19 protein-coding genes and 2 tRNA genes are annotated in these 22,626 nt (G+C 55.6%); 1 reads left to right on the forward strand and 20 read right to left on the reverse strand.

Annotation, left to right across the window (positions count from 1 at the left end; translation table 11 throughout):
• Positions 1 to 2: 2 nt before the first annotated feature.
• From nuoN to R1T41_RS19170, 15 genes are all read right to left on the reverse strand, one after another.
• Positions 3 to 1,442 carry an NADH-quinone oxidoreductase subunit NuoN gene (nuoN, locus tag R1T41_RS19100; RefSeq protein ID WP_062948578.1) on the reverse strand — a complete coding sequence of 480 codons (1,440 nt, stop codon included), beginning with the start codon at positions 1,440 to 1,442 and terminating at the stop codon, positions 3 to 5.
• A gap of 11 nt (positions 1,443 to 1,453) precedes the next feature.
• Complete coding sequence (locus R1T41_RS19105) at positions 1,454 to 2,971, reverse strand: NADH-quinone oxidoreductase subunit M (RefSeq protein WP_062948576.1); 1,518 nt, start codon at positions 2,969 to 2,971, stop codon at positions 1,454 to 1,456.
• A 6-nt stretch (positions 2,972 to 2,977) separates the two neighbouring features.
• A complete protein-coding gene (nuoL, locus tag R1T41_RS19110) occupies positions 2,978 to 4,987 on the reverse strand; it encodes an NADH-quinone oxidoreductase subunit L (RefSeq protein WP_317338593.1) in 2,010 nt (669 codons plus the stop codon).
• Between the two features lie 7 nt (positions 4,988 to 4,994).
• Positions 4,995 to 5,303 carry an NADH-quinone oxidoreductase subunit NuoK gene (gene nuoK, locus R1T41_RS19115; protein ID WP_007089416.1) on the reverse strand — a complete coding sequence of 103 codons (309 nt, stop codon included), beginning with the start codon at positions 5,301 to 5,303 and terminating at the stop codon, positions 4,995 to 4,997.
• Positions 5,303 to 5,911, reverse strand: coding sequence for an NADH-quinone oxidoreductase subunit J (locus tag R1T41_RS19120; RefSeq protein ID WP_317341596.1), 609 nt, complete (start codon positions 5,909 to 5,911; stop codon positions 5,303 to 5,305). Before R1T41_RS19120 ends, nuoK begins: the two co-directional genes overlap by 1 nt.
• An 82-nt stretch (positions 5,912 to 5,993) precedes the next feature.
• Positions 5,994 to 6,482, reverse strand: a complete 489-nt coding sequence (nuoI, locus tag R1T41_RS19125) for an NADH-quinone oxidoreductase subunit NuoI (RefSeq protein ID WP_062948570.1) — start codon at positions 6,480 to 6,482, stop codon at positions 5,994 to 5,996.
• Between the two features lie 31 nt (positions 6,483 to 6,513).
• Positions 6,514 to 7,527: an NADH-quinone oxidoreductase subunit NuoH gene (nuoH, locus tag R1T41_RS19130; protein ID WP_062948568.1), complete on the reverse strand. Its 1,014-nt coding sequence runs from the start codon at positions 7,525 to 7,527 to the stop codon at positions 6,514 to 6,516.
• An 87-nt stretch (positions 7,528 to 7,614) separates the two neighbouring features.
• Complete coding sequence (gene nuoG / locus R1T41_RS19135; protein WP_317338604.1) at positions 7,615 to 9,675, reverse strand: NADH-quinone oxidoreductase subunit NuoG; 2,061 nt, start codon at positions 9,673 to 9,675, stop codon at positions 7,615 to 7,617.
• A gap of 27 nt (positions 9,676 to 9,702) precedes the next feature.
• Positions 9,703 to 10,983, reverse strand: coding sequence for an NADH-quinone oxidoreductase subunit NuoF (nuoF, locus tag R1T41_RS19140; protein WP_062948564.1), 1,281 nt, complete (start codon positions 10,981 to 10,983; stop codon positions 9,703 to 9,705).
• Position 10,984: 1 nt separating this feature from the next.
• Positions 10,985 to 11,647, reverse strand: coding sequence for an NADH-quinone oxidoreductase subunit NuoE (nuoE, locus tag R1T41_RS19145; protein WP_062948562.1), 663 nt, complete (start codon positions 11,645 to 11,647; stop codon positions 10,985 to 10,987).
• Positions 11,644 to 12,822, reverse strand: coding sequence for an NADH-quinone oxidoreductase subunit D (locus tag R1T41_RS19150; protein ID WP_317338608.1), 1,179 nt, complete (start codon positions 12,820 to 12,822; stop codon positions 11,644 to 11,646). The genes nuoE and R1T41_RS19150 overlap by 4 nt, the downstream gene beginning before the upstream one ends.
• A complete protein-coding gene (locus R1T41_RS19155; RefSeq protein WP_062948558.1) occupies positions 12,822 to 13,451 on the reverse strand; it encodes an NADH-quinone oxidoreductase subunit C in 630 nt (209 codons plus the stop codon). Before R1T41_RS19155 ends, R1T41_RS19150 begins: the two co-directional genes overlap by 1 nt.
• Positions 13,452 to 13,470: 19 nt before the next feature.
• Entirely contained in the window at positions 13,471 to 14,013 is a 543-nt protein-coding gene (locus R1T41_RS19160) for a NuoB/complex I 20 kDa subunit family protein (RefSeq protein ID WP_007089407.1), read from the reverse strand.
• Positions 14,004 to 14,369, reverse strand: a complete 366-nt coding sequence (locus R1T41_RS19165) for an NADH-quinone oxidoreductase subunit A (RefSeq protein ID WP_007089406.1) — start codon at positions 14,367 to 14,369, stop codon at positions 14,004 to 14,006. Before R1T41_RS19165 ends, R1T41_RS19160 begins: the two co-directional genes overlap by 10 nt.
• Before the next feature lie 287 nt (positions 14,370 to 14,656).
• Positions 14,657 to 14,733 (reverse strand) — tRNA-Asp (locus R1T41_RS19170).
• Positions 14,734 to 15,047: 314 nt separating this feature from the next.
• Here R1T41_RS19170 and fliG point away from each other — a divergent pair.
• Positions 15,048 to 16,067, forward strand: a complete 1,020-nt coding sequence (gene fliG, locus R1T41_RS19175; protein ID WP_062948556.1) for a flagellar motor switch protein FliG — start codon at positions 15,048 to 15,050, stop codon at positions 16,065 to 16,067.
• A 985-nt stretch (positions 16,068 to 17,052) separates the two neighbouring features.
• Here the strand turns inward: fliG and R1T41_RS19180 are convergent.
• The 5 genes from R1T41_RS19180 to clpX all read right to left on the reverse strand — a co-directional run bounded on the left by R1T41_RS19180 (position 17,053) and on the right by clpX (position 22,440).
• Positions 17,053 to 17,721 carry a hypothetical protein gene (locus tag R1T41_RS19180; protein WP_317338613.1) on the reverse strand — a complete coding sequence of 223 codons (669 nt, stop codon included), beginning with the start codon at positions 17,719 to 17,721 and terminating at the stop codon, positions 17,053 to 17,055.
• Positions 17,722 to 17,910: 189 nt separating this feature from the next.
• Positions 17,911 to 17,987, reverse strand: a tRNA-Val gene (locus R1T41_RS19185).
• A gap of 110 nt (positions 17,988 to 18,097) precedes the next feature.
• Positions 18,098 to 18,370, reverse strand: coding sequence for an HU family DNA-binding protein (locus R1T41_RS19190; protein ID WP_007089403.1), 273 nt, complete (start codon positions 18,368 to 18,370; stop codon positions 18,098 to 18,100).
• A gap of 262 nt (positions 18,371 to 18,632) precedes the next feature.
• Positions 18,633 to 21,044, reverse strand: a complete 2,412-nt coding sequence (gene lon / locus R1T41_RS19195; RefSeq protein ID WP_317338615.1) for an endopeptidase La — start codon at positions 21,042 to 21,044, stop codon at positions 18,633 to 18,635.
• A gap of 130 nt (positions 21,045 to 21,174) precedes the next feature.
• Positions 21,175 to 22,440 carry an ATP-dependent Clp protease ATP-binding subunit ClpX gene (gene clpX / locus R1T41_RS19200; RefSeq protein WP_062948550.1) on the reverse strand — a complete coding sequence of 422 codons (1,266 nt, stop codon included), beginning with the start codon at positions 22,438 to 22,440 and terminating at the stop codon, positions 21,175 to 21,177.
• Positions 22,441 to 22,626 lie beyond the last annotated feature (186 nt).

The raw sequence follows: 22,626 nt of genomic DNA on the forward strand, positions 1-22,626 counted from the left end.
CCTTACTGCCCGAGCAAGGCCGTCGCGGCAACGCCGGCACTATCCATCAACGGGTTCGGGAAGAAAACGAAAGCCAGAAGAATGACCGTCGCAACCGCCATGATCACATTCATCTCGGTGCCGTTCTTGTCGAACGCTTCGACCGGCTCGTCGAAATACATCACCTTGATGATCCGCAGATAGTAATAGGCACTGACGACCGAGGTCACCAAACCGATCACCGCCAGCGTCACAAGACCGGCGTCAACCGCTGCCTTGAACACGTAAAACTTGCCAAAGAACCCTGCAAGCGGCGGAATACCCGCCATCGAGAACATCAGGATCGCGGTAACGGCAGCCATCAGCGGCTTGGTCTTGGCCAGACCGGCAAGATCGGTGATTTCCTCGACCATGCGGTCATTGCGACGCATCGAAAGGATCACGGCAAAGGTGCCAAGGTTCATGACAAGGTAAATACCCAGATAAACCAGAATACCCGCAACGCCTTCGGACGTCCCGGCCGCAAGACCGACAAGTGCGAAACCGACGTGACCGATGGATGAATAGGCCATCAGACGTTTGATATTGTCCTGACGGAGCGCCGCAAACGACCCCCATGCCATCGACAGGATCGACACCAGAACGATGATCTGCTGCCAGTCTTCGACAACACCGGCAAACGGGCCAACCGCAACGCGAACGAACAGTGCCAGACCGGCAATCTTCGGCGCGACGGCAAAGAACGCCGTCACCGGGGTCGGTGCGCCCTCATAGACGTCCGGGGTCCACATATGGAACGGAACCGCGGAAACCTTGAAGCACAGACCGGCAAACATGAAGGCCAGACCAACCAGTGTCCCGACCGAAAGGCCGCCTGCACTGATCACATCGCCAAGAACGGCAAAGTTGGTCGAACCGGTAAAGCCATACACCATCGACATGCCATACAGCAGCATGCCCGATGCAATCGAGCCCAGAACAAAGTATTTCAGACCCGATTCCGTGGCGCGAACCGTGTCGCGGCGGATCGCCGCAATCACGTAAAGCGCCAGCGACTGAAGCTCAAGGCCAAGATACAGCGACAGCATGTCGGTTGCCGATACCATCGCCATCATGCCAAGCGTGGCAAGCAGGATCAGGATCGGGAATTCGAACCGGGCCATGTTTTCGCGTTCGGCATAATTCATCGCCATCACGATACCAATCGACGAACCGATCAGGATCATCACCTTGGTGAATTTGGCAAAGGCATCGGCCGTGAACTGGCCATAGAACGCCACCCCGCCGTCACCCAGAACCACCAGCACAAGGGCGACGATCTGGGCTGCAACCGCAAGCCACGAAACAGTGCGGAATGCCTTGTCCTTGCCGGCGAAAACGCCAAGCATCAGAAGGGCCAGGGCCGAAACGGCCATAAAGATTTCGGGCAATGCCGCCCCGAGGTTGAGCATAGAAACTCCCATGTTCATTCCCCTCAATTCGCCGCCAGCTGCGCAGCCTGAGCTGCGGCAGCCTGCGCCGTTTCGACCTGGTTGACGAGGTTTTCAACCGAAACATGCATGATGTCGAGGAAGGAGACCGGATAGACCCCCATCCACAGAACGATGATCACCAGCGGTGCGAAGATCAGCCATTCACGCGGGCTCATATCAAGGATCGATTTAAGGTTTTCCTTGGTAAGGGCCCCGAACACGATGCGGCGATAAAGATACAGCGCATAAGCCGCACCAAGGATCAGACCGGTCGCGGCAAAGAATGCCACCCAGGTATTGGCTTCGAACGCGCCCAGCAATGCCAGGATTTCGCCAACGAAACCACCCGTCCCCGGAAGACCGACAGACGCCATCGTAAAGAACATGAAGATAACGGCATAACCCGGCATACGGTGCACAAGGCCACCATAGGCATCGATCTCGCGGGTATGCATGCGGTCATAAACCACACCAACACACAGGAACAATGCACCGGAAACCACACCGTGGCTCAGCATCTGGAAGATCGAACCTTCGATGCCGTGCTGGTTAAAGGTGAAGGCACCGATGGTGACGATACCCATATGGGCAACCGACGAATAGGCAATCAGCTTTTTCATGTCCTGCTGTGCAAGCGCGACCAGCGACGTATAGATGATCGCCACAATCGACAGCGTGAACACCAGCGGGGCAAAGGTTTCAGACGCCAGCGGCATCATCGGCAACGAGAACCGAAGGAAACCGTAACCACCCATTTTCAGAAGAACACCCGCCAGGATCACCGAACCAGCAGTCGGTGCCTCAACGTGGGCATCGGGCAACCAGGTGTGAACCGGCCACATCGGTACCTTGACGGCAAAGGATGCAAAGAACGCCAGCCACAGCCAAAGCTGCATGTTATAGCTGAACCCGTGCGCCATCAGGGTCGGGATGTCGGTCGTGCCTGCATCGAAATACATCGCAAGCAGCGCAACCAGCATCAGAACGGAACCCAGCAGCGTGTAAAGGAACAGCTTGAAGGCTGCATAAACACGACGCTGACCGCCCCAGACACCGATGATGATGAACATCGGGATCAGAACGCCTTCGAAGAACAGATAGAACAGCAGACCGTCAAGCGCGCTGAACATACCGACCATCATCGTTTCCAGGATCAGGAACGCGATCATGTATTCCTTCACGCGTTTCTGGATTGCTTCCCATGCCGACAGTATGCAGATCGGCGTCAGGAAGGTCGCCAGAAGCACGAACAGCATCGAAATGCCATCCACGCCCATGTGATAGGAAATATTCAGGCCCGGCATCCAGTCGGCTTTTTCAACGAACTGGAAATCGGCCGTGGTGCTATCGAAATTCACCCACAGCATCAACGATGCGGCAAAGGTAAAGCCCGACGTCCAAAGGGCAACCCAACGGGAGTTGCGGGCGACATTCGCCTCTTCCCCGCGGATCAGCAGCACAAACAGTGCGCCGATCAGCGGCAAAAAGGTGACGATCGAAAGAATTGGATAATCGCTCATCGCCCGTTAACCCATCTTCCAAATTGTGTAAGACACCAAGGCGGCAATACCGATCAGCATCGCAAACGCATAGTGATAGACGAAACCGCTCTGAAGGGCGCTGACACGACGTGCAATGTTACGGCATGCTGCGGCGACACCATCCGGACCGACACCATCGATCAGCGCGCCATCGCCCGATTTCCAGAAGCCATAGCCAAGATAGAAGGCAGGCTTGACGAAAATCTTGTCGTAAAGCTCGTCGAAGTACCATTTGTTCAGCGCGAAACGATACAGACCGTTGAAGGTATTGGCCAACTGACGCGGCAGCGACGGAACCAGCTTGTACATCACAAGGGCGATGACAAAGCCCGATACCATGGCAACAAACGGTGCCAGCTTGACCCAGCCCGGAACATGGTGTGCATGTTCAAGGGCCTGATGACCTTCGGCCATGAAGATCGCGCCATTCCAGAACGCAAGCATTTCTTCATAGTCACCACCACCGAACCAGTCCTTGGCGAACCAGCCGGCAAAGATCGCGCCGACGGTCAGGAACAGAAGCGGCAGCGTCATGACAGCCGGGCTTTCATGGACATGGGCCATGGTCCGCTCGTCCGCACGCGGGGTGCCAAAGAAGGTCATGAAGATCAGGCGCCAGCTATAGAACGACGTCATCAGTGCCGCCAGGATACCGGCCCAGAAGGCATAGGTCCCGACTGCGGTATGTGCCGCAAACGCGCTTTCGATGACAAGGTCCTTGGAATAGAAGCCCGCAAGCCCCGGGAAACCGGTAATCGCAAGCGTACCAACCATCATCACCGCAAAGGTCAGCGGAACCATTTTATAGATGCCGCCCATCTTGCGCATGTCCTGCTCGTCCGACATCGCATGGATCACCGAACCGGCACCAAGGAACAGAAGCGCCTTGAAGAAACCGTGCGTCATCAGGTGGAACACGCCCGCCGAATAGGCCGACACGCCGCAGGCAAAGAACATATAGCCAAGCTGCGAACAGGTCGAATAGGCGATCACGCGCTTGATGTCGTTCTGAACGCAACCAATCGTCGCGGCAAAGAACGCGGTCGATGCGCCGACAACCGTGACGATGGCAAGGGTGGTTTCGGCATATTCAAAGATCGGCGACAGGCGCGCGACCATGAACACACCGGCCGTCACCATGGTTGCCGCGTGGATAAGTGCGGAAACCGGCGTCGGGCCTTCCATCGCATCAGGCAGCCACGTATGCAGGCCAAGCTGTGCCGATTTGCCCATCGCACCGATGAACAGCAGGAAACAGGTGATCTCAAGCGCCGAAAACTCATGACCAAGGAACAGAAGGGTCGTTCCGGCAACTTCTTCGGCATTGCCAAAGATCACGTCGAACTGAACGCTATCGAACAGGACGTAAACCGCAAAGATACCAAGCGCAAAGCCAAAGTCACCAACACGGTTGACGATGAACGCCTTGATCGCAGCCGCCGATGCCGACGGCTTGGAATACCAGAAACCGATCAGAAGATAGGACGCAAGCCCCACCCCTTCCCAGCCAAAGAACAGCTGGATCAGGTTGTCTGCGGTCACCAGCATCAGCATGGCAAAGGTAAACAGCGACAGATACGCCATGAAACGCGGCTTGTCGGGATCGTGCGACATGTAACCGATGGAATAGATATGAACCATCGACGACACACCGGTCACAACGATCAGCATGACACAGGTCAGCGTATCAAAACGAAGCGCCCATTCAGCCGTGAAGCTCCCCGAAGAAATCCAGGTAAACAGCTGAACCGTGATCGGGTTGCCGCCAAGGGCAACATCGACAAAGGCGAAAATCGAAATGATGAAGGCCGTCACCACACCACCAACCGTAATCAGCTGGGAGATGCGGTCAGACGTCGAAACACCGTGATGATGATGGCCGTGGCTGTCATGACCGTGACCGGCATCGGACGTGGACGACATGGCGCCGGCCAGCGTGATGATGCCTGCGATCGTGGCAGCGATCAGGGGCAGGAATACAATCAGAGGATACATATCTGCCTTACCCCTTCATCATGTTGATGTCTTCAACCGCAATCGTGCCGCGGTTACGGAAATAGACCACCAGGATCGCAAGACCGATCGCTGCCTCGGCGGCGGCAACGGTCAGGACGAAGATGGTGAAGACCTGTCCGACGAGATCGCCAAGGAACGACGAGAACGCGACAAGGTTGATATTGACTGCCAGCAGCATCAGCTCGATCGACATCATGATGATGATGACGTTCTTGCGGTTCATGAAGATGCCAAAGATCCCGAGTGTGAAAAGGATCGCCGCGACGGTCAAATAATGTGCAAGACCGATTTCCATCAGATCCCCCTACCGACCGGAACTTTTTTGACTTCAAGCGTGTCAGCGCGATCGCGTTTGACCTGCTCGTAGATTTTCTGACGGCGGACACCTTCACGGGTACGCAGCGTCAGGACAATTGCGCCAATCATCGCAACAAGCAGCACCAGACCAGCGGCCTGGAAGATGTATGCGTAATCGGTGTAGATCAGTTGGCCAAGCGCCTCGACATTGGTCAGTCCGGCGGGCGTCGGATGCGCCAGAACCGCAACCTTGTCATCAGACAGTGCCCAGCCCGCGCCGACAAAGGCCAGTTCCACAAACAGCACCAGCGCGATCAGAACCCCGATCGGCAGATAGTTGAGGAAACCCTGACGCATCTCGACAAAGTTGATGTCGAGCATCATGACGACGAACAGGAACAGAACCGCGACCGCGCCGACATAGACGACGACGAGCAGCATGGCGAGAAACTCAGCACCCAGCAGGACGAAAAGCCCGGCTGCGTTAAAAAATGTCAAAATCAGCAGCAGTACCGAATGCACCGGGTTGCGAACGGTCACAACCGCAGTCGCGGACAGAACCGCGACAGTAGCAAACAGGTAAAAAGCCAAAGCCTGTACGACCATAAGGTACCCCCTTGGCGAGCCGCCCCGCCCCAATGGCAGACAGCGGCCCATGAACTCTCTCTTTAACGATCAGACGCGACACTTACCGATAAGGTGCGTCTGCCTCCAATCGTGCAGCAAGCTCGGCTTCCCAACGCTCGCCATTTTCAAGAAGCTTGTCCTTGTCATAGAGAAGCTCCTCGCGGTTTTCGGTTGCGAACTCGAAGTTCGGACCTTCGACGATTGCATCCACCGGGCAGGCTTCCTCGCAGAAACCACAATAGATGCATTTCGTCATATCGATATCGTAGCGCGTCGTACGACGCGAACCGTCGGTGCGCGGCTCAACCTCGATGGTGATGGCCTGCGCGGGACAGATCGCCTCGCAAAGTTTGCACGCAATGCAACGCTCTTCCCCGTTGGGATAGCGACGCAGCGCATGTTCGCCACGGAAACGCGGGCTCAGCGGACCCTTTTCATACGGATAGTTCAGCGTCACCTTCGGCTTGAACATGTATTTCAGGGTGAGCGCCATGCCGGAAACGAGTTCCACCAGCAGGAAGCTCCGGGCCGTCCGATCAATAAATGACATCGTTTACCTCTCTCTTTCCGATGCGCGGCGATCAGGCCGGGACCTTGTCAAAAGCAACCAGGAACGTGGCGACCAGCATGACCCAGGCAAATGACAGCGGCAGGAAGACTTTCCAACCCAGACGCATCAGTTGGTCATAGCGGTAACGCGGGAATGTCGCACGCACCCAGAGGAATATGAACAGAACGAAGCAAATCTTCAGGATGAACCAGATCGGCCCCGGGATGAAATCAAGAACCGGCAGCGGCGCGGTCCAGCCCCCCAGGAACAGAACGGCGCAAAGACCGCTCATCAGGATCATGTTCGCGTATTCACCCAGGAAGAACAGCGCAAAGGTCATTGCCGAATAATCGACGTTATAACCCGACACCAGCTCGGCTTCCGCTTCCGGAAGGTCAAACGGTGCGCGGTTCGTTTCGGCCAGGATCGACACGATGAAGACCACAAACATCGGCAGGTGATAGATGAAGTTCCATTCCCAGATACCGCCGCCCTGGCCGCGAACGATGTCGCTCAGGTTCAGGGACCCGGTGGTCAGCAGAACGGAAATGATGATCAGGCCAATCGAAATCTCATACGAAACCATCTGGGCGCCGGAACGCAGCGCACCAAGGAAGGCGTATTTGGAGTTCGATGCCCAACCGGCCATCACGATGCCGTAAACACCCAGCGATGAAATCGCGAACAGGTACAGAATGCCGACATTCAGATCCGCCAGAACCATGCCCTCGTCGAACGGAATAACCGCCCAGGCAATGATCGCCAGAATGAAAGTCAGCATCGGGGCGATGATAAACACGCCCTTGTTGGCACTGGTCGGAACGATTGTTTCTTTCAGAAACAGTTTCAGACCATCGGCCAGCGGCTGCAGAAGACCAAACGGCCCCACAACGTTCGGGCCCTTGCGCAACTGCATCGCACCGATGACCTTGCGCTCGGCATAGGTCAGATAGGCGACAGCAACCAGCAGCGGGACAACAATCGCCAAAATCTTGGCGACGATCCAGACCAGCGGTTCAATATATCCGTCCCAAAGAAGTTCCATCGGTCAAACCGTATCTTTTGCGTTTCGTCCCTGAATTGGGACACCCCCTTGCGGGACGGGCGACGATGTCATCGCCGCCCCCCAAACTCAGGCAACCTTCTCGGCAGCCGCATCCTTGACAAAGGCCTCTGTACATTTGGCCATCGTCACCGATGCACGGCTGATCGGGTCGGTCATATAGAAATTGCGAACCGGCGAGGTAAAGCTGTCTGGCTTCATATCGCCTTTCTTGCCGAAATCGGCCCACTCTGCCTTGGTAACAGCATTCAGCGAGGTGAAAGTCGGGCTGAGTTCAACCATGCGCGAACGCACGGCTTCAATGCTGTCATACGGAAGCGCCTGGCCAAGTGCGCCCGAAAGCGCACGAACAATCGCCCAGTCTTCCTTGGCGTCGCCAACCGGGAAAACAGCGCGCCAGCCCTGCTGGGCGCGGCCTTCGGTATTGACGTAGGTACCGTTCTTTTCGGTATAGGCAGCACCCGGAAGGATCACGTCTGCGGCCTGTGCACCGGCATCGCCCATCGCCCCCTGATAGACCACAAAGGCCTTCTCAAGTTTCGACATGTCGATTTCATCGGCACCCAGAAGGTAAACAACCTCGACATCTCCTTTTGCCGCGGCATCAAGGATGTCGTTGGTCGCAAGACCGCCCTCGCCCGGAACAAAGCCCAGATCAAGGCCACCAACGCGCGATGCGGCGGTGTGCAGGACGTTAAACCCGTTCCATTCGCCCGAAACCATGCCGTATTTGTCGGCAATCGCCCGGACGGTCGCCAGAACCGCATCGCTGTCGTCACGGTTAAGCGCGCCCATACCAACGATGATCATCGGCTTTTCGGCGGCTTTCAGAACCTTGGCGAAATCGTTCTTGCCATCGAGAACCGCGGAAAGCGTTTCCGCACCGGCACCAAGATAGTCGTGCTTATAGGTCGGGTCCCAGCTTTCGCCGATGATGCCAACCTTGAAGTCACCGGCCGTCGCACGCCAGCGCTTGCGCAGGCGGGAGTTGATGATCGGTGCTTCTGCGCGGACATTCGCCCCAACGATCAGGCAGGCATCGGCTTCGTCGATCCCGGCAATCGTGGTGTTAAAGATATAGGACGCACGCGGACCGCCGATTTTCGAACCGTCCTGACGGCAATCAAGGTTCGGCGACCCAAGGGTCCCCATCAGGTCCTTAAGGGCCGTCATCGATTCACAATCGACCGTGTCACCGGCAATCGCTGCAATCTTCCTGCCATCAAGCCCGGAAACCTTTGCCTTGATCGCGGCAAATGCCTCTTCCCAGCTTGCTGCTTTCAGCTTGCCATCGACACGCACATACGGACGATCCAGGCGCTGGCGTTTCAGGCCGTCAATCGCATAACGGGTTTTGTCCGAAATCCATTCCTCGTTCACGTCGTCATTGGTACGCGGCAGAACGCGCATGACTTCGGCACTGCGGGAATCGATACGGATGTTTGATCCGACCGCATCCATAACGTCGATGCTGTCGGTCTTTTTCAATTCCCACGGACGCGCGGTAAACGCATAGGGTTTGGACGTCAGTGCGCCAACCGGACAAAGATCGACCAGGTTCCCCGAAAGTTCGGAATTGATCGATGCTTCGATATACGGTCCGACCTCGGTATCCTCGCCACGGTAAACGGCACCCATGGTGCCGACACCTGCGACTTCCTCGGAAAAACGGACGCAACGGGTGCAGTGAATGCAACGGGTCATGATCGTTTTGACGATCGGGCCCAGTTCCTTGTCCTTCACCGCACGCTTTTTCTCGGCATAGCGCGACGCGTCAAAACCATAGGCCATCGCCTGGTCCTGAAGGTCACATTCACCGCCCTGGTCACAGATCGGGCAATCCAGCGGATGGTTGATCAGCAGGAATTCCATCACGCCATTGCGTGCTTTCTTGACCAGATCGGAATCCGTCTTGATCACCATTCCATCTGCCGCAGGCATGGCGCAGGACGCGACCGGCTTCGGTGCGCGTTCCATCTCAACCAGACACATACGGCAGTTGCCGGCGATTGACAGGCGTTCGTGATAGCAGAAACGCGGAATCTCCTTCCCGGCCTCTTCACAGGCCTGAAGGACTGTCGCCCCGGCTTCTACTTCAACTTCAATACCGTCAACTGTCAGTTTCGGCATGTCTCAATCCCTCTCAACAGGCCCCTCTCAGGCCGCGATCCGTGCGCGATATTCCTTGATCCGCCGTTCCATTTCGGGACGGAAGTGACGGATCAGACCCTGGATCGGCCATGCGGCTGCATCGCCAAGCGCACAAATGGTGTGGCCTTCGACCTGTTTGGTCACATCCCACAGCAGGTCAATTTCATCAAGCGTGGCCTGTCCCCGGACCATGCGCGCCATGATGCGCGCCATCCAGCCCGTACCTTCACGGCACGGTGTGCACTGGCCACAGCTTTCATGCTGGTAGAATTCCGACAGACGCGCGATGGCGTAAACGATGTCGGTGGACTTATCCATCACGATCACCGCCGCCGTACCAAGACCCGATCCCACTTCACGCAGGGCATCGAAATCCATCAGCACATTGTCGCAAATGTCTTTGGTCATCAGCGGAACGGACGAACCGCCCGGAATAACCGCCAGAAGATTGTCCCAGCCGCCACGAACACCGCCGCAATGCTTGTCGATCAACTCGCGCAGCGGAATGCTCATGGCTTCCTCGACCGTGCAGGGCTTCTCGACATGGCCGGAAATCGCAAACAGCTTGGTACCGTGGTTGTTTTCACGGCCAAAACCGGTGAACCATGCACCGCCACGGCGCAGGATTTCCGGCACCACGGCAATCGATTCGACGTTGTTCACCGTGGTCGGGCAGCCATACAGACCGGCATTCGCCGGGAATGGCGGCTTCAGACGCGGCTGGCCTTTCTTGCCCTCAAGGCTTTCGATCAGCGCGGTTTCCTCGCCACAGATATACGCCCCTGCACCAAGATGCAGATAAAGGTCGTAATCCCAGCCCGAACCACAGGCATTCTTGCCAAGCAGACCGGCCTCATAGGCTTCGTCAATCGCACGCTGAAGGTTCGATGCCTCGTGATAGAACTCGCCGCGGATATAGATATATCCGGCATGGGCATTCATCGCGAAGCTGGCCAGAAGGCAGCCTTCAATCAGGGTATGCGGATCATTGCGCATGATCTCGCGGTCTTTACAGGTGCCCGGCTCGCCCTCGTCGGCATTCACCACAAGATAGCTCGGACGACCATCGGATTCCTTGGGCATGAACGACCATTTCAGGCCGGTCGGGAAGCCAGCGCCCCCACGACCACGCAGACCGGATGCCTTCATCTCGTTGATGATCCAGTCGCGCCCTTTTTCAATCAGGGCCTTGGTGCCGTCCCAGTTGCCACGTGCCTGTGCCGCTTTAAGACCGAAGTCCTGAAAACCGTACAGGTTGGTAAAGATACGATCCTTATCCTGCAGCATCTCAGGCCTCCCCTTCGCTTGCATCAGCAGACTGATCGGCAGCGCCGCAGCCACAGAATGCCTTCAGAACCTTGGGACCATCGATCGGCTCGCAGCCGCGACGACCGATCTGCGGACCGGCTTTCGGCTTTTCACCCTTTTTCAGGGCATCAAGGATCGACTTGGTGCTATCGGCAGTCAGGTCTTCGTAATAATCGTCGTTAATCTGCATCATCGGTGCGTTAACGCACGCGCCAAGGCATTCAACCTCGATCAGGGTAAACTGGCCGTCTTCGGTGGTTTCACCGATTCCGATGCCCAGTTCCTTCTTGCAGGTATCAACGACATCCGCCGAACCGCGCAACCAGCAAGGCGTCGTGGTGCAGACCTGGATGAAGTTCTTGCCGACCGGGGCAAGGTTATACATCGTATAGAAGGTCGCCACCTCGTAGACGCGAATGGCCGGCATATCGAGCATGTCGGCAATGTAATCCATTGCGACAGTCGGAACCCAGTTACCTTCGGTCTGACGCTGTGCCAGATCAAGCAGTGGCATGACCGCGCTCTGCTGGCGGCCTTCCGGATACTTGGCAATAATCTTGTTTGCCCGCTCCATGTTTTCCGGGGAAAACGCAAAGCTGACAGGCTGAAGCTCTCTCGGAGCTGGTCTTCTCAAATGGCTCATCGGTCAATCTCACCGAACACGATATCAAGCGACCCGATATTGGCAACGACATCGGCCAGCATGTGGCCCTTGGACATGAAGTCGATGCCCTGAAGGTGCGGGAACCCGGGTGCGCGAATTTTGCAGCGATACGGACGGTTCGAGCCATCCGAAATGAGATACACGCCAAACTCGCCCTTCGGTGCCTCGACCGCGGCATAGCATTCGCCAGCCGGAACGTGGAACCCTTCGGTAAAGAGTTTGAAGTGATGGATCAGGGCTTCCATCGAGCGTTTCATTTCTGAACGCGACGGCGGCGCCACCTTGTTATTTTCAACGATAACAGTACCATCGGGCATTTCCTTGATGGCCTGCTTCATGATCTTGAGCGACTGGTTCATTTCTTCGAAACGCACCAGGAAGCGATCATAGCAGTCGCCGGTCTTGCCGATCGGAATGTCGAAATCGAAATCTTCGTACGAGTCATAGGGCTGCGATTTACGCAGATCCCACGCCATACCCGATGCACGGATGTTCGGCCCGGTAAAGCCCCAGTCAAGGGCCTCCTCGGGCGAAACGATCCCGATATCAACAGTACGCTGTTTGAAGATACGGTTGCCGGTCAGGATGCGGTCGAAATCGTTGACGAATTTCGGGAACTGATCACACCAGGCATCAATATCGGCCAGCAACCCGGCCGGAAGATCGGCTGCAACGCCGCCCGGACGGAAATAGTTGGCATGAAGACGGGCACCACAGGCGCGCTCATAGAATTCCATGAGCTTTTCACGTTCCTCGAAGCCCCACAGCAGCGGGGTCATCGCACCAACGTCAAGCGCAAAGGCGGTCAGGTTCAGAAGATGGTTCAGGATACGGCCCATTTCCGCATAAAGGACGCGGATATACTGGGCGCGTTTCGGCACCTCGACACCCATCAGCTTCTCGATGGCCAGGCAATAGGCATGTTCCTGGTTCATCGGCGCGACATAGTCGAGACGGTCGAAATACGGCGTCGCCTGAATATAGGTCTTATATTCGATCAGCTTTTCCGTACCGCGGTGCAGAAGGCCGATATGCGGATCGGCGCGTTCGATAACCTCGCCATCCATTTCAAGAACCAGACGCAGAACGCCGTGCGCCGCAGGGTGCTGCGGGCCGAAGTTCATGGTCATGTTTTTGATTTTTTGTTCCGACATCAGGCCTTGCCCTCCGCCTTTTCATCGCCGGGAAGAACATGCTGGATGCCTTCCCACGGGCTTTCGAAATCGAAGTTACGGAAATCCTGAACCAGTTTCACCGGCTCGTAGACAACGCGCTTCTGCTCGTCGTCATAGCGAACCTCGACATAACCGGTCAGCGGGAAATCCTTGCGAAGCGGATGACCCTCAAAGCCATAATCCGTCAGGATACGGCGCGGGTCCGGGTGATTGTCAAAGAAGATGCCGAACAGATCCCATGTCTCGCGCTCGAACCAGTTGGCGGCGCTGTATACGGGAACGGCACTGGGCACCGGGGTATCTTCGTCGGTACGGACCTTCACACGCACACGCAGGTTATGCTTGAGCGACAGCAGGTGATACACGACGTCGAAACGCTCGGCGCGTTCGGGATAATCAACCCCGCAAATGTCGACAAGCTGCTTGAACAGGCAGCCCGCATCATCGCGAAGGAATGTCAGAACTTTAAGAATAGCATCGCGTTTGACCACGATGGACAGTTCGCCATAACGGTACTGGGTTTCCAGAACCTTGTCGGCAAACTGGGACACCACTAGATCTTTAAGATCTTTCAGCGCGGCGCTGTTATCGCTGAGCACTTCGCTCATGCAAGCCCCCTATTAAGGATCAGCGTGTCAGGACACCGGTACGGCGGATTTTCTTTTGCAACTGCATCACGCCGTAAATCAGCGCTTCGGCTGTCGGCGGGCACCCGGGAACATATACGTCCACCGGAACAACGCGATCACAACCGCGCACCACCGAATAGGAATAGTGATAATATCCGCCACCATTCGCACATGATCCCATCGAGATCACCCAGCGCGGTTCGGCCATCTGGTCGTAAACCTTGCGCAGTGCCGGTGCCATCTTGTTGGTAAGCGTGCCGGCAACGATCATCACGTCGGACTGACGCGGGCTCGGACGGAACACAAGACCGTAACGGTCAAGGTCGTAACGCGACGCGGCGGCATGCATCATTTCCACGGCACAGCAGGCCAGACCGAATGTCATCGGCCACAGCGAACCGGTGCTTGCCCAGCTTGCCAGCTTGTCGAGATTGGCAAGGACAAAGCCCTTGTCATTCATCTCGTCGAACACGCCTTTAAGCAGGGTATCCTGATCCTGACCGGGTGCCAGGGGGGCGCCTGTATTGGTGCTCACTCCCATTCCAATGCTCCCTTCTTCCATTCATAGACAAATCCGACCGTCAGCACAGCCAGGAAGATCACCATAGAAAAGAAACCGAAGGTGCCGATGTCGCCAAGGGTCACAGCCCACGGGAACAGGAACGCAACTTCGAGATCGAAAATGATGAACAAGATGGCGACCAGATAGAACCGGACATCAAACTTGATGCGCGCGTCTTCAAACGGCGCAAACCCGCACTCATATGCGGACAGTTTTTCAACATCAGGAGCCTGCTTGGCCAGAACCAGCGACGCGATGACGATAACCGCCGAGAGACCGACGGCGATCCCGATGAAAATCAGGATCGGAAGATATTCCGAAAGAAGCTCTTGCATCTCTCTGACCTCTCAAGAACAGGCCTCTTTTGACCCGACCAGGTCCCCACCTGGCCTATACCGGCGCACCATAACGTATGCACCGCACAAGTTCCAGCCCCGTAAGCGGTTTTAACACCACCTAAGGCCGGAAACTTCCTAATCTTTTTGCCATTCTCTGCTCTCCGATATCGGGTCGCGTAACGTCATGATCAAGTCCGTTTCTTGCGAAGCAACATGCGCTGCACGTGAAAAGGCGATCGCGGAAAGGACGAAACGTCCGAACAAAGACAACAGATGCGTGATCATGGCGGGAGCGACGGGACTTGAACCCGCGGCCTCCGGCGTGACAGGCCGGCGCTCTAACCAACTGAGCTACGCCCCCAAATGACCAGCTATTGGCGCGCCTTTGTTAGACCAGCACCTATGCCAAGTCAAGCTGATACCAGCGTTTTCAACCATCTCGTCAATTGCGCCGGAGATCATCACCCTGTGAAACACATCACAGGCCCCGGCTTTTGGACAAATAACGCTTTTCCAATCACTTCCACGGACGGTTTCGTCAGTTACCTTTGCATCCTGCGCTTAGCTTTTATAGAATTGTTGATAAATAGATTATATTCTTTGCCGCTAGAAACAGGCATGTTCGCCCGGGTGAACAAACCCGGCGAATGAACGCAGTGACGGAGAAGACCACCAGTGGGGCGCGTAAAAGAAGAATACAGGTCGCTTGCAGGCCCGGAAAAAGCCGCGATTCTGATGCTGGCACTTGGTGAAGAACACGCCACCAAAATGTTCAGCATGATGGATGACGAGGAAATCAAAGAGATTTCCCAGACCATGTCGGGCCTTGGCACCATCAGCTCCAATATCGTCGAACGTCTGTTTGTGGAATTTGCAGATCAGCTTTCCTCGACCGGCTCGCTGGTCGGTTCGTTCGATACGACCGAACGCCTGCTGTCCAAGGTCCTTCCCGAAGACCGCGTCAACGGCATCATGGAAGAGATTCGCGGCCCCGCCGGCCGCACCATGTGGGACAAGCTGAACAACGTCAACGAGGCGGTTCTCGCCAACTACCTCAAAAACGAATACCCGCAGACCGTTGGCGTGGTGCTCTCGAAACTGAAATCATCCCACTCGGCCGCTGTATTGTCGCTATTGCCGGAAAACTTCTCGATGGAGGTCATCATGCGTATGCTGCGCATGGAGGCCGTACAGAAAGAGGTCCTCGACAATATCGAGAAAACACTCCGCACCGAATTCATGTCGAACCTTGCGCGTGGCTCGCGCGGCGACAACCACGAACTGATGGCCGATATCTTCAACAGCCTGGATCGCCAGAGCCAGGACCGCTTCCTCACCGCACTCGAGGAACGCAACCGCGACTCTGCGGAAAAGATCAAGGCCCTCATGTTCACCTTCGAAGACCTTGCCCGGCTGGACAACAACGGCGTTCAGACCCTGCTGCGCCAGGTCGAAAAGGACAAACTCGCACTGGCCCTCAAAGGCTCGACCGATGCGATGCGCGATCTGTTCTTCAAGAACATGTCCGAACGTGCCGGCAAGATGATGCGCGAAGACATGGATGCTCTGGGCCCTGTCCGCCTCTCGGATGTCGAGGAATCCCAGATGATGATCGTCCAGCTCGCCAAGGAACTCGCCGCCCAAGGCCAGATTGTCATCTCCGAAGGCGGCGGCGAAGACGAAATGGTCTACTGACCCCGCATCCGCTTCGAACCTCGAACGAAAAACGGGACGGCACATCGCCGTCCCTTTCTTTTTGCGCACACAGCACCCCCAGCCCCCCACTCCGGCAACGCCCTTTAGCCCCCCAGACTGACTGCCCCTTCCCGCGATGCCTCAAACCGGAACGGCAGCTTGTCGTCCCCCTCTTTTTCCGAGATGGACACACCACTTCCGTGATGACTTTTGGTCGTCTCGGGTTGGCGGTCCTCGTTTGATGCCTCGCGGTCTCGCCATCCGGTCCGGGTCCCGGCCAATCGCACCACAAATCGGGACGGCGGATTATCGCCCCCCTTTTTTTGTGCGATTGACGCACCTCTCCCGTAATGACTTTTGGCCGTTTCAGGCGGATCGCCCTTGTTATGGATGCCCGACAAGACGGCTGGCACCGTGCCGTGAATTGATCGTCCTCCGCTTACATGACAGTCCGGATACCCCGCCGCATGAAACCTTCGTGCCACCGGGGTCGTTATGCGGGATCTGACAGGCATTCCCGCCTGCCCCGCTCTTGCGGCGCCTCAACCTGCGCCCGCACGGCCTCACGGCCCCTCATCATCGAAATCATCGACATTCACAATCATGGCCCTCTTTCCTTTGCCAACAACACATGCGCCATCCGTCCCGTTTGCATGGCAAACACCCTGTGACGACATTGCTCCGGGGTTTTGCGAAACGCAAAAAGGGCCGGAAATCCAAAGATCCCGGCCCTTTTTGCCCGCGATGCGGGCGCAATTATCAAGTTGACGAGATATCCTTACCACCAAACAAAGAACAAATCAAGAACAAAATTGAATACCATCGACAAAGACAGGATACAAAGCCCCTGTAGTGTGCATATGCGTTCATCAAAATTATCTAGGATAACAGCGCCATCGGGAAATGTAGCCCGCCGCATCCTGATCAATGAAAATTCCCGATCTTTTAAGCCAGATCAGCCTGTCCGCTTTCCCGGCCCGGTTCCCTATCCGATGATCACATTCGGCACCGGATCGGTGATCGATTTGATTTCCCAGCGTAGCCTGTTCTGACCGGCGGTTTTGACAAATTCGGCGGCGTTATGGCTGCGGATGCCTGCCGTGGTGCGCAACTCGATCTTGCCGCTCATCTGATAGCCAAGTGCGGTCAGGCGTTCTTCATACTGGTCAGGCACGAAGCCGCCGCGTATTTCAACGGTGTTCGATTCCGCACGGAAAAACATTTCAAGGATTCGCGAATTGCGCCGGACAAACACAAAGCTTTTGTCGCGCATGATGTTGCTGCGTCGCTCATAAACAATATTGAATATGCCCTTGCCCTGATAGGTCAGCTGCTTGACACCGGAATCGCGCTTCAGATCGGCAAGCACCTTGTCGACGCGCACTTTTTCTTCATCGGCATCAATTTCTTCGTTCAGAAGGGCTTCGGTAATGGTCGGCTGCACCAGCAACCCGCGATAGCTGAACCGGTAATCGCCATTCTGCTCGACATTAAGATCAATGGTGAAGTCGTCGGGCAGATAACAGCCAACCAGCATCAGGGGCGCTATAATCGCCACCAGAGCCCCCCGCACGATCGATTGCCCCCGATGGACAGCAACCCTTCGCAACGACGCCACAAGCGCGGAAAACGGGATTTCGAAGATCATGGTCATCGCGGCGTCATCCTGACTGGTGTTGCTTGATCAAGCTTGCCTGTCGGGCGCTATGGCGTCAACCGTTGCATGGCGTTTCGATTCTGATCGACGATTCGCGGTGCACTGCGATAATGCGCTGATTCGCAAAAAGAAAATGGCATGGCCCGGAAATGCAAAAAGCCGGCGCGAGGCCGACTTTTGCAAGAATGGTGGGTGATGAGAGATTCGAACTCCCGACCCTCTCGGTGTAAACGAGATGCTCTAACCAGCTGAGCTAATCACCCGTATTTTGATGCCCCGTTTTGCGGAAGCGGGCGGAACATAACATGCTTTTTTGAAAAAGCAATGCCGGTGACGCTCGTCACCGGCATTTTTTTTCAGAACTTCGTCAAACTTAGTTGACGGCGTCCTTAAGACCTTTGCCAGCCTTGAATTTCGGCTGTTTCGATGCCGGAATGTCGATTTCTTCACCGGTGCGCGGGTTGCGACCTTTTGAAGCAGCGCGAGCAGCGACAGCGAAGGTACCGAAACCGACGAGACGAACTTCGTCACCGCCTTTGAGAGATTCGGTAATGGAATCGAAAACAGCGTCAACGGCTTTAGCAGCGTCCGCTTTGGACAGATCGGCTTTAGCAGCTACACTTCCAACGAGATCGTTTTTATTCACTTCCTGGCCCCCTTATTGGACGTTCGGAGTTATGAGGAAATTTGGTTTGCCCCAAACCTGTTGCATGGGCAGTGTAAGCAGGTCGCCAAGTTCCCGTCAATGCGAGAGACGCAGTTTTCTGCGGTTTCGAACGTTTTTTTGATTTTTTTCGTCTTTACAGCCCTGCCGCTGTGGATCAATGCCGATTCTTGGCCAAAGTTATCCACAGAAAAGGGGGGATGGCACTGCCATCCCCCCGGTTTTTGAACGTTTTTTCCGCTTATTAGTGAGTGGTAACACCACCGACTTCCGATTCTTCGCCGTCCTTGGATTTGACAGCGACGTCTTCCACCTCTTCTTCCCACTCGATGGGAACCAGTGGATTGACCAGCGCGTGGCTGAGAACCTCGTCAACATGGGAAACCGGAATGATTTCCATGCCGCGTTTGACGTTGTCCGGAATGTCTTCCAGATCCTTTTCATTTTCCTGCGGGATCAGGACGGTTTTGACACCGCCGCGCAATGCCGCAAGAAGCTTTTCTTTCAAACCACCAATCGCAAGCACACGGCCGCGAAGCGTGATTTCGCCTGTCATCGCAACATCCTTGCGAACCGGATTGCCGGTCAGAACCGAAACCACCGACGTCACCATGCCGACACCGGCCGACGGACCGTCTTTTGGCGTCGCCCCTTCCGGAACGTGAACGTGAATGTCACGTTTCTGGAACAGGGTCGGCTTGATGCCGAACTGGGTGGCGCGCGAACGGACAAACGACGTTGCCGCCTGGATCAATTCTGTCATGACTTCACCGAGTTTACCGGTGGTTTTCATGTTGCCCTTGCCCGGTACGGTAACCAATTCAATCTGCAACAGATCGCCGCCGAATTCGGTATAGGCCAGCCCGGTGACAACACCGACCTGATCTTCACCTTCGGTTTCGCCATAACGGAACTTGCGAATGCCGGCATATTTGCCAAGCGTGCGCGGGGTCACGCGAACCGTTTTCAGGTTCTCAAGCATGATGCGCTTGGTCGCCTTCCGCGCAAGCTTCGCCAGCTCACGCTCAAGGCTACGCACACCGGCTTCACGGGTGTAGTAACGGATCAGATCGCGAAGCGCGTCGTCCGAAATGCTCCACTCGCCCTTACGCAGGCCGCTTTCCTTGACCTGTTTCGGGATCAGGTGGCGCTTGGCGATTTCAACCTTTTCATCCTCGGTGTAACCCGAAATCCGGATGATCTCCATACGGTCGAGCAACGGCTGCTGCATGCGCAGGCTGTTGGCGGTCGTAACGAACATCACATCCGAAAGATCGTAATCGACTTCTAGATAGTGGTCGTTAAAGGTCGAATTCTGTTCCGGATCAAGAACTTCAAGCAATGCCGAAGCCGGATCGCCGCGGAAATCCGAACCCATTTTCTCAATCTCGTCGAGAAGGAAAAGCGGGTTGGAATATTTCGCCTTTTTCATGCCCTGGATGATTTTACCAGGCATGGAACCGATATAGGTCCGGCGATGACCGCGAATTTCGGACTCGTCACGCACCCCGCCAAGCGACATGCGCACGAATGTGCGACCGGTCGCATTGGCCATCGATTTCCCAAGCGAGGTTTTACCAACACCCGGAGGACCGACAAGGCACAGAATCGGGCCTTTGACTTTTTTGATACGCGCCTGAACCGCAAGATATTCAAGGATGCGTTCCTTGACCTGCTCAAGACCGTAATGCTCCTTGTCGAGCACCTTCTTGGCCTTTTTCAGATCAAGCGAAACACGCGAACGCTTGTTCCACGGAATCGACACCATCCAGTCAAGATAGTTGCGCACCACGGTGGCCTCGGCGGACATCGGGCTCATATTGCGCAGCTTCTTAAGCTCGGCCTGGGCCTTTTCCTTGGCTTCCTTCGGCATCTTGGCCTTGTTCAGCTTCTCTTCGATTTCAGAAGCTTCATCCTTGCCGTCTTCGCCCTCGCCCAGTTCCTTCTGAATGGCTTTAAGCTGCTCGTTCAGATAGTACTCGCGCTGGGTTTTCTCCATCTGGCGCTTGACGCGGTTGCGGATCTTTTTCTCGACCTGCAGGACGCCGATTTCCAATTCCATGAAACCGAAAATGCGTTCCAGACGATCCCCGACAAGGGTGGTTTCCAGAAGTTCCTGTTTCTCGGAAATCTTGAGCGACAGATGCGACGCCACCGTATCGGCAAGCTTCGCGGGCTCTTCGATCTGATTAACCGATACCAGAACTTCCGGCGGTATCTTCTTGTTAAGCTTGATATACTGCTCGAACTGGGTCACGACGGAACGCGCAAGCGCTTCAAGCTCGCTGTCATCCTCGTCCGCTTCCTCGCGAACAGCGGCATAAGCCTGGAAAAATTCGGGGTTATCGACGAAACCAGAAATCTCCGCACGCTTGCCACCCTCGACAAGCACCTTGACCGTCCCGTCCGGCAGTTTCAGAAGCTGCAAGACAGTCGCGACAGTCCCGATTTCATACAGATCGTCGACAGACGGGTCATCAAGACCCGCATCTTTTTGAGTAACAAGCAGAATCTGCTTGTCTTCGCGCATCACATCTTCAAGTGCGCGCACTGATTTTTCACGCCCGACAAACAGCGGAACAATCATATGCGGAAACACTACGATGTCGCGCAACGGCAGTACCGGGTAAATTTCGCCACGCGCCAATTCAACCATTATGTTCTATTCCCTATTCTGAGCCAAAACGTTGCTGGGGTCCTGCCATAGGCCCCGCCAGTAACGCGAACATTCAAAAGATAATCTGAAATTCCCGCACCGCAATAGGATGCCGGTGCGGGATCAGAAGTCAGGCACTGTGCTCGACACCTTCACGTCGTTCGGCATGGATCAGCAACGGTTTTGCCTTTCCTTCGACGACGTCACGGTTGATCACGATTTCCTCGACGCTTTCAAGGGTCGGCAGATCGAACATGGTATCAAGCAGAATGCCCTCCATGATCGAACGCAGGCCACGCGCACCGGTTTTACGCTCAATCGCTTTTTTGGCGATCGCCACCAGCGCATCAGGCTGGAAGGTCAGTTTCACGTCTTCCATGTCGAACAGACGCTGATACTGCTTGATAAGCGCATTTTTCGGCTCGGTCAAAATCTTGACCAGCGCATCCTCGTCGAGGTCTTCAAGCGTTGCCAGAACCGGCAGACGACCGATGAATTCCGGAATAAGACCGAATTTCAGAAGGTCTTCGGGTTCGACTTCACGCAGAACTTCGCCGGTACGACGGTCTTCGGGGCTACGGACATCCGCACCGAAACCGATCGCACTGCCCTTGCCACGCTGCGAAATCACCTTGTCCAAGCCAGCGAAGGCACCGCCAACGATGAACAGGATGTTGGTGGTGTCGACCTGCAGGAATTCCTGCTGCGGGTGCTTGCGGCCACCCTGCGGCGGAACCGATGCAACCGTCCCTTCCATGATCTTCAGAAGGGCCTGCTGCACACCCTCGCCCGACACGTCACGCGTGATCGACGGGTTGTCGGACTTGCGCGAAATCTTGTCGACTTCGTCGATATAGACGATGCCGCGCTGCGCACGTTCGACATTGTAATCAGCCGCCTGAAGCAGCTTAAGGATGATGTTTTCAACATCCTCACCGACATAACCTGCCTCGGTAAGGGTCGTGGCGTCTGCCATGGTGAACGGCACATCAAGGATGCGCGCAAGCGTCTGCGCCAGAAGCGTCTTACCACAGCCGGTCGGACCAACCAGCATGATGTTCGACTTGGCAAGTTCGATATCCTCGTTCTTGCTCGCGTGATGCAGGCGTTTGTAGTGGTTGTGAACCGCGACAGAGAGAACTTTCTTCGCATGGCCCTGACCGATCACATAATCGTCAAGAACCTTGCAAATCTCTTGCGGAGAAGGCACCCCGTCAGCCGATTTGACGAGATGGGTTTTGTGCTCTTCGCGGATGATGTCCATGCAAAGCTCTACGCATTCATCACAGATGAACACGGTTGGACCGGCGATGAGCTTGCGAACCTCGTGCTGGCTCTTTCCACAGAAAGAACAATACAGAGTGTTCTTGGAGTCCCCGCTATTCGATTTGCTCATACAAACCCCAATTACGTTTGACGTTATCTTTTATCGCCATGTTAGCCGGTAAACGATACCGATCTCAACGTTTAATCTGCGCTTATCGGCCATATGGCCACATGTTTGATATGGGACCGCACCCAAGGATGCGAAACCCCTGTCCATTATCACCTGAACGTTATGGAATTTCGCATGTTCCAAACA

Origin of the sequence: Thalassospira lucentensis (genome assembly GCF_032921865.1) — a bacterium.
Lineage (GTDB): Bacteria > Pseudomonadota > Alphaproteobacteria > Rhodospirillales > Thalassospiraceae > Thalassospira > Thalassospira lucentensis_A.

Coding starts and splice junctions, on each gene's coding strand:
- R1T41_RS19165 (WP_007089406.1), bottom strand. CDS start 14,369: ATGCAAGAGCTTCTTTCGGAATATCTTCCGATCCTGATTTTCATCGGG.
- R1T41_RS19105 (WP_062948576.1), bottom strand. CDS start 2,971: ATGAGCGATTATCCAATTCTTTCGATCGTCACCTTTTTGCCGCTGATC.
- clpX (WP_062948550.1), bottom strand. CDS start 22,440: ATGAGCAAATCGAATAGCGGGGACTCCAAGAACACTCTGTATTGTTCT.
- nuoF (WP_062948564.1), bottom strand. CDS start 10,983: ATGCTGCAGGATAAGGATCGTATCTTTACCAACCTGTACGGTTTTCAG.
- nuoL (WP_317338593.1), bottom strand. CDS start 4,987: ATGTATCCTCTGATTGTATTCCTGCCCCTGATCGCTGCCACGATCGCA.
- R1T41_RS19150 (WP_317338608.1), bottom strand. CDS start 12,822: ATGTCGGAACAAAAAATCAAAAACATGACCATGAACTTCGGCCCGCAG.
- nuoG (WP_317338604.1), bottom strand. CDS start 9,675: ATGCCGAAACTGACAGTTGACGGTATTGAAGTTGAAGTAGAAGCCGGG.
- R1T41_RS19160 (WP_007089407.1), bottom strand. CDS start 14,013: ATGGGAGTGAGCACCAATACAGGCGCCCCCCTGGCACCCGGTCAGGAT.
- nuoK (WP_007089416.1), bottom strand. CDS start 5,303: ATGGAAATCGGTCTTGCACATTATTTGACCGTCGCGGCGATCCTTTTC.
- nuoE (WP_062948562.1), bottom strand. CDS start 11,647: ATGAGCCATTTGAGAAGACCAGCTCCGAGAGAGCTTCAGCCTGTCAGC.
- nuoI (WP_062948570.1), bottom strand. CDS start 6,482: ATGTCATTTATTGATCGGACGGCCCGGAGCTTCCTGCTGGTGGAACTC.
- R1T41_RS19155 (WP_062948558.1), bottom strand. CDS start 13,451: ATGAGCGAAGTGCTCAGCGATAACAGCGCCGCGCTGAAAGATCTTAAA.
- R1T41_RS19180 (WP_317338613.1), bottom strand. CDS start 17,721: ATGACCATGATCTTCGAAATCCCGTTTTCCGCGCTTGTGGCGTCGTTG.
- nuoH (WP_062948568.1), bottom strand. CDS start 7,527: ATGGAACTTCTTTGGGACGGATATATTGAACCGCTGGTCTGGATCGTC.
- lon (WP_317338615.1), bottom strand. CDS start 21,044: ATGGTTGAATTGGCGCGTGGCGAAATTTACCCGGTACTGCCGTTGCGC.
- R1T41_RS19120 (WP_317341596.1), bottom strand. CDS start 5,911: ATGGTCGTACAGGCTTTGGCTTTTTACCTGTTTGCTACTGTCGCGGTT.
- nuoN (WP_062948578.1), bottom strand. CDS start 1,442: ATGGGAGTTTCTATGCTCAACCTCGGGGCGGCATTGCCCGAAATCTTT.